This window comes from Castellaniella sp. (assembly GCF_004321985.1).
Lineage (GTDB): Bacteria > Pseudomonadota > Gammaproteobacteria > Burkholderiales > Burkholderiaceae_B > Castellaniella.
The window spans coordinates 1-13597 of sequence record NZ_SCQN01000034.1; the positions used below are offsets into that span (position 1 = coordinate 1).

The window sequence follows — 13597 nt, forward strand, 5'->3', positions numbered from 1 at the left end:
GAAGCAGCGGATCTATTGAGCATTTCACCGCCTGCCCTGAGCCGGCGGATCGAAAAGCTAGAATCGGCGCTCAATTCGAGGCTGCTGGATCGCACGACGCGGCGGGTCAAGTTGACGAACTCCGGCCGGGCCTTTCTGGAGCGGGCACGGCGGGCACTGGACGAGATCGAAAAAGGTGTCCTGGGTGTCGAAGAACTGGCCGCGCACTATAGCGGAATCGTGACCGTTGCCTGTGTCCCGTCAGTGGCCTATTACTTCCTGCCCAGCGTCGTGGTGCGGTTCACGGCACTTTGCCCCAGCACGCGCGTCCAGATTCTGGACGAGGGTGCCAACACGGTGCTGAGTGATGTGCTGAATCTCCGGGCAGATTTCGGCGTGAATTTCATTGGTACTCAGGAAACCGATCTCCATTTCGAACCGATACTGAGTGAACCCTTCGTGCTTGCTGTTCCTGCGAACCATCGGCTGGCCGGGCGGCGTCAAGTGCGCTGGCGGGATCTGAAGTCGGAACGGTTCATTACGGTGGGCAAAAATAGCGGCAACAGGGTGCTGCTTGATTCGGCCCTGGCCAACGCTTCATCCAGGCCTTCCAGCTTCTTCGAGGTGGCGCACGTTTCGTCGCTGCTGGGCCTGGTCGAAGCGGGGCTCGGGGTGGCTGCTGTTCCCAAGCTGGCCCTGGCGGAGGAGAGCCACTCCACCCCCAAGGGGATAGGGCTCATAGAGCCCGAGATCTTTCGAACGCTTGGATTGTTGTACCGCAAAAACGCTTCGCTCTCGCCGAGCGCGCAGATCCTGTACGATCTGATCAAAAGCGAGGCACTGCGGCGCTAAAGCCCGAGGCTTGCTGACTTCAACAGAACTTCCGAGCTCGAAATGCCGTCCATTCATAGCCTGTACTCCTATCCGGTGAAGTCCTGTGCGGGGGTCGCGCATTCGAAGATCGCCCTGACAGAAGCCGGACTGGAATACGACCGGCATTGGGTCATTGTGGACGCGCAGGGCGTTTTCATGACCCAGCGCCAGTATCCGCGCATGGTCCTGATTCATCCGGAGCCAGTCGCTGGTGGCCTGTGGCTGCGGGCTTCGGGCCAACCGGACTGTTACGTTCCGCTGCCTGCCGCCGATGCGCCGGCTGTGCCGGTGGCCATCTTCAGCGCCAATACACTGGGTGCCGATCAGGGGGATGAGGCAGCGCGCTGGCTGAGCGCGTTTCTGGGGCTTTCGTGCCGGCTGTTGCACCTGCATCCGCAGGCGCATCGTCCGGCCAGCCCGAAGCATGTGACACACTGGCTGGCGCAGCATCCTGATTGGCCGCTGGCCTTCTCGCCGCCTGGCCAGCACCAGTTTGCCTTTGCCGATGGCTTTCCCTTCCTGGTCGTCAACCTGAATTCGCTGCGTGAGCTGAACGGGCAGCTGGCGGCGCGGGACTTCGCGCCTGTGGATGTGAGCCGTTTCCGTCCCAACATCGTGCTGGATGGCCTGGAGGCCTACGACGAGGACCATCTGGCCGGGTTCCGGACAGGTGGCCTGGGGTTTGCCTTCGTGAAGCCGTGCGCATGGTGCCCGATTCCGAACGTCGATCCGAAGACGGGCGGTACCGCCCAGGAGCCGGGCCGCACACTGGCGCAGCACCGGCAATTCCCGCAGGGGGTGCTGTTCGGTGTGAATGCCATCGTGTCGTTGCCGCAGGAAACGGCCTGGCTGGCGGTCGGCGACTCGATCGAGCCCGAATACGATTTTGACGAGATCTCTTGAGCCGATCAGGCCGGTGGGAACGCTGGCCGCCCCGTCGACTCGGATGCGCATTGACCCGTACGGGGTTGTCAGCAGAGCTCGAGCTGCACGGGCCGATGGGGCTCGTGCGGTGCGGCGATGGGTTCCAGTTTGCTGACCCGTACGCCCAGCAGGCGCAGGCGCCTGTTCAGCGTGACCCGCTTGAGGCACTGGCCGGCCGCCCGGTGAATGGCTTCTGCGTCCGTGACGGGCGCATCGAGCGTCAGGTCCCGTGTGACGATGCGGAAATCGTCGAACCGCAGTTTGATCCCCACTGTGGCTCCGCGAACGCCCTTCCGGGCCAGGTCCTGCGACAGGTGCTCGCACAGCTCCAGAAAGATCTGCGACAGCAGTGCGCGGTCGTGGCGGGCGTGCAGGTCTCGTTCGAATGTGGTCTCGCGGCTGATGGTCTTGGGTTCGGACTCGGTGACGACGGGACGGTCGTCGCGGCCGTGCGCGACGTCCAGCAGCCATTGTGCCGTGCCCAATCCGAAGTGCTGCTGCAGCAGATCCGGCGCGGCAGCGGCCAGGTCCGCGATGGTGACGATGCCCAGTGTCTGCAGCTTGCGGGTTGCCTTGGGTCCGATGCCATTGACCTTGGAGGCAGGCAGCGGCCAGATCCGGCGTTCCAGGTCGCCCGGCCCGATGATGGTCAGGCCGTCGGGTTTGTCCAGATCCGACGCGATCTTGGACAGCAGCTTGTTGGGTGAGATGCCCACGGAGCAGACCAGCCCGGTGGCGTCCCGCACGGCCCGCTTGAGCGCGCGTCCCAGCGCCATTGAGTCGTCGTTCAGGTCCGTGAGATCCAGGTAGATTTCGTCGATGCCGCGGTCTTCGATGCAGGGTGTGATGACCGCCACGGCGGCCTTGAAAAGGCGCGAGTAGTGGCGATACGCTTGAAAGTCCACCGGCAGGACGATGGCGTCGGGCGCCAGGCGTGCGGCCTTCATCATGCCCATGGCCGAGTGCACGCCCAGCGCGCGTGCTTCGTAGGTGGCCGTGGTGATGACGCCGCGGCCCACGTAGTCGCGCAGCCGCGCGTACTGCCCGTTTTCGGGCGGCGACGCCCACCCGCCGATCACCACTGGCTGTCCGCGCAGGTCCGGATAGCGCAGCAATCCCACGGATGCGAAGAATGCATCCATGTCGAGGTGAGCGATGCGGCGCTCGCGGGGTGGAGCGGATGCGACCCGCGTGGGTGTCATAGGTGGCGTATCAGGCCGCTGTTGACCCGGAGGTTCTGGCCGGTGATCCAGGCGGCTTCGTCGGAAGTCTGCCATGCTGTGCTCCCGGGGTATGGGTCATGCCGTCTGCTGGATTGCGGCGTCGCGAAAAAATTTCCACAGGCGTGGATGTCCCGAATAGGCGACATTGAACCGGAACCAGCCTTCGTCGCGCCCGTCGGGATAGAAGTATGCGCCTGGCGCCAGCCAGATGCCCGACTGCAGGGCCTCGGCGGCGAGACCGATCGTACCGTTTTCGTGTGCGATCGGCACGCGCGGCCGAGCCCACAGGAACAGGCCGGCGTCGGGTTGGTGCGCGATCTCGAAGTCGGCAGCCTCCATGGCCTGGCAGACCTGGTCGTGCGCGACGCGCAGGCGTTCGCGCACGCCGCGCAAGTAGGCGCTGTGCCGGCCGTCGCACAGGACCTGGTACACGGCGCGCTCCATGATCTCGGCCGAGGTGAGTCCCAGGGACATCTTGGTGCGCGCGAATTGCCGGAGCTGGTCGGGTGTCGACACCAGGTAGCCCACCCGAAGGGACGGCATCACGCTTTTGGAAAACCCCGAGACGTACACGACTCGCCCCGGGTTCGCCAGCGCCGCCAGCGACGGTCTCGGCTCGAGCAGCAGCTCGCGCGAGACGTCGTCCTCGACCACGACGAAGTTGTGCTGCTCGGCCAGCTGCAGCAGCCGGAAGGCACCCGTCATGGTGAAGCTCGCGCCAGTGGGATTCTGCAGCACCGTGGTGACGAACAGGGTACGTAGCGGGTATTGGGCCGCGAGACTCCGCAAGGTCTTTTCGCAAAGGCCATCCGGGGTGCGGGGCACCCCGTGCACGACGACGCCGTTGATGGCCAGGATCTGCAGCAGGTTGGCGTAGCAGGGCATTTCCACGGCTGCGTGGTCCCCCGGGCGCAACAGCGTTCGGGCGGCGATGTCCAGCGCCTGCGTGGCGCCGTGCGTGAGCAGAATCTGGTCCGGGACGGCTTCCAGCCCGTCGCCTTGGAGCCGTTGGGCAACGTGCTCGCGCAGCGGCTGGTAGCCCAGGGGGTGTCCGTAGGCGGCGATCTGGCTGACCGGTACCCGGGCCAGTTGCCGCAGGGCACGCTGGAGCCCTGATTCGTTGTGCCAGTCCGGTGGCAGCCAGCCGCATCCTGCCTTGATGGAAATCGAATGGTCCGCGAAGATGTCCGACAGCAACCATGATGGACCCACTGGCGGAGGCTCCCAGTTTGGCAGCGTCCGGGCGCGGGCCGGCGGCCGCTGGCGCGCGACACGGAAGTCGCTCCCTGGGCGCGACTGCAGCAGCCCCCGCGCCACCAGCCGGTTGTAGGCCGCGACCACCGTAAAGGTGCTGAGCCCATGGTCGCGCGCGAATTGACGCACGGAGGGCAGCGTCATCCCGGAGCGCAGGGTGCGTTCATGGATGGCCCGCTCGATGGCCAGCGTCGTCTGGTCGACCAGGGTGGGATGACGCCCGGGGTGGCGTTCGGGGATAAAGAGTTGCATGGTGACGTTCCTGCTCGCCAGTACAGTATTCGCTGCTCGGCCAGTACAGTAATCCCGTGATCCTAACACTGTATATGGTTCGGGGCGTTCGTCTGAACCAGAATGGGGATTCCGATTTTCCACTCCGTTTCCGTTTGCGAGGTCACTGCGATGAGTTCCGACACCGCCACACTGGATCTTTCCCATCTGTGGATGCCCTTTACGGCCAATCGAACGTTCAAGGCCCATCCGCGCCTGCTGTCGGCGGCAAAGGGCATGTACTACACGGATACCGACGGCCACCAGATCCTGGACGGAACGGCGGGCCTGTGGTGCGTGAACGCCGGCCACGGCCGCCAGCCCATCGTCGACGCGCTGCACGCCCAGGCGCAGAAGCTGGACTACGCCTCCAGCTTCAACATCGGGCACGTCGATTCCTTCCGGGCCGCCAGCGAAGTCGCCGCCCTGATGCCCCAGAGCATGGACCGCGTCTTTTTCACCAATTCCGGCTCGGAGTCGGTGGACACCGCACTCAAGATTGCAGTGGCCTACCACCGGGCCAAGGGCGAGGGTCAGCGCACCCGCCTGATCGGCCGCGAGCGCGGCTATCACGGAGTGGGGTTCGGCGGCATTTCGGTGGGCGGCATTTCCCCCAACCGGAAGGCGTTTTCGGGTGTGCTCTTGCCCGGCGTCGATCATCTTCCGCACACCCACGACCTGGCGCACAATGCGTTCTCGCGCGGCCAGCCGGCCTGGGGCGGAGAGCACTTTGCCGATGCCCTGGAAGACATCATTGCACTGCATGATGCCTCGACGATTGCCGCCGTGATCGTCGAGCCGCTGGCGGGTTCCACGGGCGTGCTGCTGCCCCCGAAGGGCTATCTGGAGCGCCTGCGTGCCATCACCGAAAAGTACGGCATCCTGCTGATTTTCGACGAGATCATCACGGGCTTCGGGCGCCTGGGCGCCGCGACGGCCAGCGACTTCTTCGGCGTGAAACCGGACATCATCACTTTTGCCAAGGGCGTCTGCAACGCAGCCGTCCCGGCGGGCGGCGTGTCGGTGCGCCGCGGAATCTACGACACCATCGTGGATGCCACCGAAGGGGGTATCGAATTCTTCCACGGCTATACGTTCTCGGCGCACCCGATGGCCACGGCGGCCATCCTGGCGACCCTGGGCATCTACCGCGCCGAAAAGCTGTTCGAGCGCGCCCACGGCCTGGCCGGGAAGTTCGAAGATGCGGCCCATGCGCTCAAGGGCACGGCGCACGTGATCGACATCCGCAACCTGGGACTGGTCGCGGGCATCGAGCTTGAATCGCGCCCGGGTGCAAAAGGCGCGCGCGCCGCCGAGGTCTTCGCCAAGTGCTTCGACAGGGGCTTGCTCGTGCGCTACACCGGTGACATCATCGCGATTTCGCCACCGCTCATCATCGAAGAAAAGCAGATCGACCAGATCTTCTCCACGCTGAAGGACGTCATTTCCGTGGTGAAATGACGATTGACAAACATTGGGTGTGCCCTGTCAGACCCGAGGACGACAATATGAGTGACATTCCGCGCATCCCGCTGTTGATCGGCGGGAAACTGGTCCAGTCCAAAACCAAGGAATGGCGCGACATCATCAATCCGGCGACCCAAGAGGTCATCGCAAAGGTGCCATTCGCGACGCCGGAGGAATTGAACCACGCCGTGGCCGACGCGGCCCGGGCGTTCGAGACCTGGCGCAACGTCAGCCAGGCCAAGCGCCAGCAGGTCATGATCAATCTGGCGCGACTGCTGCGCGAGAATACGACCCGCATCGCCGAAGTGCTGTCGCATGAGCACGGCAAGACGCTGCCGGACGCCGAAGGCGAGGTCGGCCGAGGCATCGAGGCCGTGGAGCACGCGATCTCCGTGAACACGCTGCAGCTCGGGGAATACGCCGAGAATGCCGCGACGGGCATCGACGTGTATTCCATCGTCCAGCCGCTGGGTGTTTGCGCCGGGATCACGGCGTTCAATTTCCCGGTGATGCTCCCGTGCTGGATGTTCCCGGTGGCCATCACGGTGGGCAATACCTTTGTGCTCAAGCCCTCCGAACAGGATCCCAGCGCCTCGCTGATGGTGGCGCAGCTCGCGCTGGAGGCGGGCCTGCCCCCTGGGGTGCTCAACGTCGTGCATGGCGGGCCGGAGACCGCCAACGCGCTGTGCGACCATGCGGACATCAAGGCCATTTCCTTCATTGGGTCGACCCGGGTGGGCACGCACATCTACGAGCGGGCCTCGGCGGCGGGCAAGCGCTGCCAGGCGATGATGGGCGCCAAGAACCACAGCGTCATCATGCCGGATGCTGACCGCGAGGCGGCACTGAATTCCATGCTGGGCGCGGCCTTTGGTGCGGCCGGTGAGCGCTGCATGGCGATCTCGGTGCTGGTGCTGGTGGGTTCGGCCCAAAAGTGGCTGCCGGATTTCGTCGAGCGTGCACGCAAGCTGAAGGTCAACGTGGGCATGGATCGCAAGGCAGATCTGGGGCCGCTGGTTTCGCCACGGGCGAAGGAGCGGGTCCTGGGCCTGATCCAGAAAGGCGTGGACGAGGGCGCGGAGCTCGTGCTCGATGGCCGTGGCATCGAGGTCTCCGGCTACGAGAAGGGCAACTTCGTCGGCCCCACGATCTTCAGCAAGGTCAAGGGCGACATGACCATCTACAACGAAGAAATCTTCGGGCCGGTGCTGTCGGTGGTGCTGGTCGATACGCTGGAAGAGGCCGTGGACTTCATCAACGGCAACCCCAATGGCAACGGTACCTCGATCTTCACGCAGGATGGCGGTACGGCGCGCTATTTCCAGAACAACGTCGGCGTGGGTCAGGTCGGGATCAACATCCCCATCCCGGTCCCCGTTGCGTGGTTCAGCTTCACCGGTTCGCGCGCGTCCAAACTCGGCGACCTGGGACCCAATGGCAAACAGGCCGTGTATTTCTGGACCCAGACCAAGACCGTGACAGCCCGCTGGACCGCGCATCACACCGAAGTCAACACCACGATCGCCATGAAGTGACGTGCACACGGGTCGCTTGCCGGATGGGGCGGCCCGGTTTTGCAGGTGTTTTGCCACATCCTGATTCCATAACAACGAGTTGGAGACAAGCATCATGATGGACAGACGCAAATTCTTGGGGACGGTCGGCTCGGCTGCCCTGACGGCTCCGCTTTTCGGGCGCACGGCCTTTGCGGCCACCGACAAGGTCACCTTCGGCATCCCGCTGCCCATGTCCGGCCCGTTCGCGGCCAATGGCAAATTCGGCGCCATGGGTGCACAGCTCTACGTGGAAGACCTGAAGACGCTGCTGGGGCACCCGCTGGCCTACACGGTGCTGGATGCCCAGGGGCAGCCGGCGGCGGGGGTGCGCAAGGTGCAGGATCTCTTCCAGCAGCAGGGCGCGCATTACTTTGCCGGCGCTTCGCTGTCGTCCGTGGCGCTTGCCCTGGGCGGTGCGCTCGACAAGCTCGGAGGGGTGTTCGTGACGGCCGCCGGCGCGGACGAGATCACGGGCACCCACTGCAACAAGGCCATGTTCCGCTGGTCGGTGCCCACGTACGGTGCCGTGCAGGAGACCATAGGCCCTCTCCTGAAACGCTACCCCGACGCCAAGCGCTGGTACACCATCACGCCGCAGTATGTGTTTGGCGAATCGCTGCTCAAGGCCACCAAGGATCTGCTCAAGGCCAATGGCCGCGAGCTCGTCGGCAACAGCTATCACTCGCTGGACGAGCGTGAATTCAGCGGCTATGTGATCAACGCAATGTCCACCAAGCCCGATGTGCTGGTGCTGCTCAATTTCAGCTCGCAGAGCTCTGAAACCTTGCGACAGGCCGTGTCCTTCGGAGTCAAGAAGAAGGCCGTGATCGTCATGGTCTGGGCCTCCGGGCTGGAGCAATTCCAGAGCCTGGGCGCCGACCTCTGCGAAGGCGTGTATTTTGGCGCGCAGTACTGGCACCAGATAGATTCCCCGGGCAACAAGCGGCTGGTCGAGATCACCAAAAAGAAATTCACCATGAACCCGAACTACAGCCTGGCGCAGATCTACGTGGCCTGCCAGATGATGGGCGAGGGCATCAAGAAAGCCGGTTCCATCGACCCCAAGAAGGCGATTGCCGCCATGGAAGGCCTCACCTATGAAGGCCTCACTGGCACCGAGACCATCCGCGCGGGCGACCATCAGGTGCTCAAGAACTACTACCTGCTGAGGGGCAAGGCGAAGTCCGCCATGAAGGATCCCGACGACTATTGCGATATCCTGAGTTCGGGGCAGTCTTATCTGTCCCCGGAACAGGAAGGCTGCAAGATGCCGGCCTGATCGCAGGCGCTCACAGCTCGGTTCAGCCCCGCGCGACGCGTGCCTAGCGGCAGCGGCGCGCGGGGCTGAACCGCCGCATCGCCCGCGCACGGCGGTTGATGCGGCAGATGGTTATCGATGATCGAGGGCCTTTTCATCGTGAATGTCTACTTGTCACAGGTCATCAATGGCATCGGGATAGGAATGCTGTACTTCCTGCTTGCCGTCGGGCTTTCCATAGTCTTCGGGCTGTTGCGGTTCGTGAACTTCGCACATGGAGCCTTCTACTCGCTGGGCGCCTATGCCGCCTATCAACTGGTGGCTCACGGGGTGAGCTTCTGGGGCGCGCTGGTCGTGGCGCCCATCCTGGTCGGACTGTTTTCCTGGCTGATCGAGCGTGGGCTGCTGCGCAAGATGTATAAGCTGCCACATGGTTTCCACATCCTGTTCACGCTGGGCCTCGCCTGGGTCATCCAGGAGGCGGTCATCCTCTACTGGGGGCCGGTGGGATTCAACGTGGCGCCGCCTGATGCGCTCTCGGGCGTCGTCATGTGGGGTCCGTTCATTTACCCGGTCTATCGCCTCTTCCTGATCGGCTTCACCGCGGTTCTCGCGCTGGCACTGTGGCTGCTGCTCGAACGCACCCGCCTGGGCAGCGCCATCCGCGCGGGCAGCGAAAACTCTGAGATGGTGTCGCTGCTGCGCATCGATGTCTACAAGGTGTTTGGCTGGGCCTTCGCCCTCGGTGCCACGACGGCGGGGCTTGCGGGCGTGCTGGCGGCGCCGCTGCGCGGCGTGGAGCCGTTCATGGGCTGGGAGGCCCTCATCATCGCCTTTGTCGTGGTGGTGATCGGCGGTCTGGGCAGCTTCAGCGGCGCTCTGCTGGGTGGCCTGATTGTGGGCGTGCTGCAAAGCGTGATGAGCACCTTATGGCCGGAAGGCGCCGGCATGATGATCTACGTGGCGATGGTGCTGGTATTGCTTGCGCGGCCCGATGGCCTCATGGGGAGAGCGCAATGAATGCTTTCGTCGCCCGTACGCGCTATTTCCTGGTGCCGCTCGTTACCGTGCTGGTGTTGCCGCTGGTACTGAGTTCCGGTTCACTCGCCACCGAGGTGCTCGTCTTCGCGATGGCTGCGCTGGCCTGCAATCTGCTGTTGGGATATGCGGGCCTCATGTCCTTCGGCCAGGGGATCTTCTTCGGCTGCGGCAGCTATGCCCTGGGTCTGCTGCTCACCAAAACGGGCGTACCGCTGTTCGCCGTGCTGGTGCTGGTGCTGGCCGCCGGCGCCCTCATCGCAGCTGTCGTGGGCTGGATCGCGATCCGCCAGAAGGGCATCTACTTCGTGATGCTGACCCTCGCCCTTGCGCAGGCCTTCTACTTCCTGGCCTTTTCGGTGCCCAGCGTCACCGGCGGCGACAATGGGCTGCTGGGGGTGCCGATGCCGCCGCTCACACTCTTTGGCGCGACGCTGCTGCCCAACGCAAGCCTCTGGCAGTATTACACCTTCGTGGCCATCCTGTTCGTGCTGGTCTTCGCGGGCCTGCAGCGGGTGGTGGATTCCATCTTCGGCAGAACCCTGCTGGCGATGCGCGACAACCCGGATCGCACGACCGCGCTGGGCTACAACATCAATCACCTCAAGCTCGTGGCCTTCATGATCTCCGGTGCCATCACGGCGCTTGCGGGGGCGTTGTACGCGATGATGACGGGCGTTGCGCCACTCGAGAACATCGACCTCAACATGAGCGAAATCATCCTGGTCATCGCCATCATCGGCGGCACGGGCAGTCTGCCGGCGTCGGTACTGGGTGCGATCTTCTACGTCATCGTCTCGAACTGGCTCTCGCACATCTGGCCGCGCTGGCTGATGATATTCGGTTTCCTGCTCATGGCGATCAGTCTCTATCTGCAGGGCGGACTCTGGAGTGCCTGCCAGATGATCTTCGGGCGCCTGGTGCCGCAACGGCGCACGGGCGCCAAGGGCCGCGGGGTGGCGCCATGATGGCCCCCATCCTCGAAGCTCGCAACGTAGTCAAGCGCTACGGCCGCTTCACCGCAGTCGCTGGCGTCAGCCTGCAGGTGCAGCCACATACGGTGCACGCGATCATTGGTCCCAACGGTGCGGGCAAGACGACGCTCTTCCATACGCTGACCGGGGTCGTGCCGCTTACCTCCGGAGCCATCCTCCTCAACGGACGGGACATTGGAGCCCTGGCTGGCGATGCCCGTGTGCGGCTGGGCATGTCGCGCTCGTTTCAGGTGACCTCGCTGTTCCCGACGCTCACGGTACAAGAGAACCTGCGCGTTGCGGCCCAGGGTGTGCGCTCGCGCGAAGCCCTGCATTTCTGGTCGACGCGATTGTTGTTCGGGGCGCATCGCGACCTCATCGACGGCGTGCTCGAGCGCATCAGCCTGACCGCTTGCCGCGATCGGCTGAGCAGCGAGCTCTCGCACGGTCAGCAGCGCCGCCTTGAAGTGGGCATGGCGCTGGCGTCGCGGCCGCAGATCATCCTGCTGGATGAGCCCACTTCCGGCATGGGGGTGGATGACATTGGCGCCATGCAGGAGATCATCGGCAGCCTGCGCAAGGATCTGACGGTGCTCCTCATCGAGCACAACATGAGCATCGTGATGAGCATCTCCGACACGATCACCGTGATGCAGCTGGGTGCGGTTCTGGTCGAAGGCAAGCCCGACCAGATCAAGCACGATGAGCGGGTGCGCGAGGCCTATCTGGGCAAGGCTGGACTGAAGGGGATATGACATGCTCCTGAGTGTGGATCGTATCAATGCCTACTACGGGCTGAGCCATGTCCTGCAGGACGTGTCGTTCGAAGTCGACCAGGGCGAGGTCGTCTGCCTGTTGGGGCGCAATGGCGCGGGCAAGACGACGACGCTCAAGAGCATCGTGGGTGTGGTGCGGGTGTGCGGCGGGCGGGTGCGCTTCAAGGATGAAGACATTACGGCGCTGCCCACGCACCAGATCGCCGGCCGCAACGTGTGTCTGGTACCCGAGGATCGTGGCGTCTTCCGCGTGCTGACCGTCGAAGAGAACCTCAAGCTCGCGGCGCAGAAGGGTTCACGCTGGTCGCTGGACGACATCTACGCGATGTTTCCGCGCCTGAAAGAGCGGCGTCACAACGGGGGCGGTCACTTGTCGGGCGGTGAACAGCAGATGCTTTCCATCGGGCGGGCGCTCATGAATTCGCCTGAGCTCCTGATCCTGGACGAACCGACCGAGGGCCTCGCTCCCGTCATCGTCGACGAGATCGTGGCGCAGCTGCACACCATTCGCCAGAGTGGCATTGCCATTCTGCTCGTGGAGCAGAACCTGGAAGTCTGCATGGAGCTCGCGAGCCGCCACTACATCCTGGAGAGCGGCCAGATCGTCTACCACGCGGACAACGAGGCCTTCAAGGCGGACGAGACCGTCCGTGACAGGTATCTGAGCGTGGGTGTCTGAATTCTTTTGATTGACGTGAGGTGAGTGATGATGGGTGCGGTGACCGAAACGAAGGATATTTCTTTGCTGCGCATCAATGGGCAGCGTCTGTGGGACTCGCTCATGTCGCTGGCCGAAATCGGTGCGACCATCAAGGGTGGCGTCTCGCGGCTGGCCCTGACGGATCTGGACCGGCAGGCGCGAGACCGTTTCGTACAGTGGGCCAAAGACGCGGGCTGCACGGTGCGGATCGACGAGATCGGCAACATCTTCGCCCATCGCGCGGGCGCCGACGACGATCTGCCGCCGGTACTCGCCGGCAGCCACATCGATACCCAGCCCACTGGCGGCAAGTTCGATGGCAACTACGGGGTGCTCTCGGGGCTGGAAGTCATGCGCACTCTCAATGATCAGAACATCCGCACCCGGGCACCCATTGAGGTCGTCGTCTGGACCAACGAAGAGGGATCGCGTTTCGTGCCGGTCATGATGGGCTCGGGCGTCTTCGTCGGTGCCTTCCCTCTGGCAGATACCCTGCGTCAGAAGGACACCACGGGCTGCTCGGTGGGCGAGGCGCTCGAGGCCATCGGCTATGCCGGCCCCACGCCCGCGCGCCATTTCCCGGCGCAGGGCTATTTCGAGGCGCATATCGAACAGGGCCCTATCCTGGAGGCCACCGACACCACGATAGGCGTAGTCACCGGGGCGCTGGGCCAGCGCTGGTACGACATGGTGGTGACGGGCATGGAGGCACACGCCGGCCCCACTCCCATGGACATGCGCCACGATGCGCTGCTCGCGGCGGCGCGCCTGATCCAGGAGATCAACCAGGTGGCGCTCGACCACGCGCCGGACGCACGCTCCACGGTCGGCTGGATGGATGTCTACCCCAACTCGCGCAATGTCATTCCCGGCACGGTCAGGTTCAGCGTGGACTTGCGCGCTGCGACCGACGAAAAGCTCGACGCCATGGATGCGCAGCTCAAGACCGTGTGCGACGCGATGAACAAAGGTGGCCGCGTGCAGGTGCAGCTGACGCAGGTCGTGTATTTCGCGCCGCAGCCTTTCGACGCCGAGCGCATTGGCAGCGTGCGGGCGGCGGCGCGGATGCTGCAGCTCTCGCATCGCGACATCGTGAGCGGTGCGGGGCACGACGCCATCTATCTCGCGCAGGTGACTCCCTCCGCCATGATCTTCATCCCCTGCAAGGACGGCATCAGCCATAATGAAATCGAGTCGGCCCGACCCGAGCACGTGGAGGCCGGCTGCAATGTGCTGCTGCACGCCATGCTGCAACAGGCGGGGGTGCTGGCGTAGGAAGCTGGATGACGGGTCTCCGGATCCGAC

At 64.1% G+C, this 13597-nt stretch carries 12 protein-coding genes; 10 read left to right on the forward strand and 2 right to left on the reverse strand.

Annotation, left to right across the window (positions count from 1 at the left end; translation table 11 throughout):
* Both EPN31_RS06925 and EPN31_RS06930 read left to right on the forward strand, forming a co-directional pair.
* Positions 1-831: LysR family transcriptional regulator (locus EPN31_RS06925; RefSeq protein ID WP_291771086.1), on the forward strand; the 831-nt coding region annotated here is incomplete at its 5' end.
* 42 nt (positions 832-873) lie between these two features.
* Positions 874-1755 (forward strand): MOSC N-terminal beta barrel domain-containing protein, encoded by an 882-nt coding sequence (locus EPN31_RS06930; protein ID WP_291771088.1) that lies wholly within the window; start codon positions 874-876, stop codon positions 1753-1755.
* A gap of 68 nt (positions 1756-1823) precedes the next feature.
* On the opposite strand, the gene dinB is transcribed toward EPN31_RS06930, so the two are convergent.
* Complete coding sequence (gene dinB, locus EPN31_RS06935; RefSeq protein ID WP_291771091.1) at positions 1824-2978, reverse strand: DNA polymerase IV; 1155 nt, start codon at positions 2976-2978, stop codon at positions 1824-1826.
* A gap of 96 nt (positions 2979-3074) precedes the next feature.
* Positions 3075-4505: a PLP-dependent aminotransferase family protein gene (locus EPN31_RS06940; RefSeq protein WP_291771094.1), complete on the reverse strand. Its 1431-nt coding sequence runs from the start codon at positions 4503-4505 to the stop codon at positions 3075-3077.
* Between the two features lie 192 nt (positions 4506-4697).
* On the opposite strand from EPN31_RS06940, the gene EPN31_RS06945 reads away from it, so the two are divergent.
* The 8 genes from EPN31_RS06945 to EPN31_RS06980 all read left to right on the forward strand — a co-directional run bounded on the left by EPN31_RS06945 (position 4698) and on the right by EPN31_RS06980 (position 13567).
* Positions 4698-5984, forward strand: a complete 1287-nt coding sequence (locus EPN31_RS06945; protein WP_291771196.1) for an aspartate aminotransferase family protein — start codon at positions 4698-4700, stop codon at positions 5982-5984.
* A 47-nt stretch (positions 5985-6031) separates the two neighbouring features.
* Positions 6032-7525: a CoA-acylating methylmalonate-semialdehyde dehydrogenase gene (locus tag EPN31_RS06950; protein ID WP_291771097.1), complete on the forward strand. Its 1494-nt coding sequence runs from the start codon at positions 6032-6034 to the stop codon at positions 7523-7525.
* 97 nt (positions 7526-7622) lie between these two features.
* Entirely contained in the window at positions 7623-8825 is a 1203-nt protein-coding gene (locus EPN31_RS06955) for an ABC transporter substrate-binding protein (RefSeq protein WP_291771199.1), read from the forward strand.
* 138 nt (positions 8826-8963) lie between these two features.
* Positions 8964-9824 (forward strand): branched-chain amino acid ABC transporter permease, encoded by an 861-nt coding sequence (locus EPN31_RS06960; RefSeq protein WP_291771202.1) that lies wholly within the window; start codon positions 8964-8966, stop codon positions 9822-9824.
* Complete coding sequence (locus EPN31_RS06965) at positions 9821-10810, forward strand: branched-chain amino acid ABC transporter permease (protein WP_291771101.1); 990 nt, start codon at positions 9821-9823, stop codon at positions 10808-10810. Before EPN31_RS06960 ends, EPN31_RS06965 begins: the two co-directional genes overlap by 4 nt.
* Positions 10807-11571, forward strand: a complete 765-nt coding sequence (locus EPN31_RS06970; protein ID WP_291771104.1) for an ABC transporter ATP-binding protein — start codon at positions 10807-10809, stop codon at positions 11569-11571. The genes EPN31_RS06965 and EPN31_RS06970 overlap by 4 nt, the downstream gene beginning before the upstream one ends.
* 1 nt (position 11572) lies before the next feature.
* Positions 11573-12271 carry an ABC transporter ATP-binding protein gene (locus EPN31_RS06975; RefSeq protein ID WP_291771107.1) on the forward strand — a complete coding sequence of 233 codons (699 nt, stop codon included), beginning with the start codon at positions 11573-11575 and terminating at the stop codon, positions 12269-12271.
* Between the two features lie 27 nt (positions 12272-12298).
* On the forward strand, positions 12299-13567 hold the full coding sequence (locus EPN31_RS06980; protein ID WP_291771109.1) for a Zn-dependent hydrolase: 1269 nt from the start codon (positions 12299-12301) through the stop codon (positions 13565-13567).
* The last annotated feature ends 30 nt before the right edge of the window (positions 13568-13597 follow it).

What these genes read in the sequence shown, in the direction of transcription:
- EPN31_RS06965 (WP_291771101.1), top strand. Translation starts at nt 9,821, where the DNA reads ATGAATGCTTTCGTCGCCCGTACGCGCTATTTCCTGGTGCCGCTCGTT.
- EPN31_RS06930 (WP_291771088.1), top strand. Translation starts at nt 874, where the DNA reads ATGCCGTCCATTCATAGCCTGTACTCCTATCCGGTGAAGTCCTGTGCG.
- EPN31_RS06950 (WP_291771097.1), top strand. Translation starts at nt 6,032, where the DNA reads ATGAGTGACATTCCGCGCATCCCGCTGTTGATCGGCGGGAAACTGGTC.
- EPN31_RS06945 (WP_291771196.1), top strand. Translation starts at nt 4,698, where the DNA reads ATGCCCTTTACGGCCAATCGAACGTTCAAGGCCCATCCGCGCCTGCTG.
- dinB (WP_291771091.1), bottom strand. Translation starts at nt 2,978, where the DNA reads ATGACACCCACGCGGGTCGCATCCGCTCCACCCCGCGAGCGCCGCATC.
- EPN31_RS06970 (WP_291771104.1), top strand. Translation starts at nt 10,807, where the DNA reads ATGATGGCCCCCATCCTCGAAGCTCGCAACGTAGTCAAGCGCTACGGC.
- EPN31_RS06955 (WP_291771199.1), top strand. Translation starts at nt 7,623, where the DNA reads ATGGACAGACGCAAATTCTTGGGGACGGTCGGCTCGGCTGCCCTGACG.
- EPN31_RS06980 (WP_291771109.1), top strand. Translation starts at nt 12,299, where the DNA reads ATGATGGGTGCGGTGACCGAAACGAAGGATATTTCTTTGCTGCGCATC.
- EPN31_RS06940 (WP_291771094.1), bottom strand. Translation starts at nt 4,505, where the DNA reads ATGCAACTCTTTATCCCCGAACGCCACCCCGGGCGTCATCCCACCCTG.
- EPN31_RS06975 (WP_291771107.1), top strand. Translation starts at nt 11,573, where the DNA reads ATGCTCCTGAGTGTGGATCGTATCAATGCCTACTACGGGCTGAGCCAT.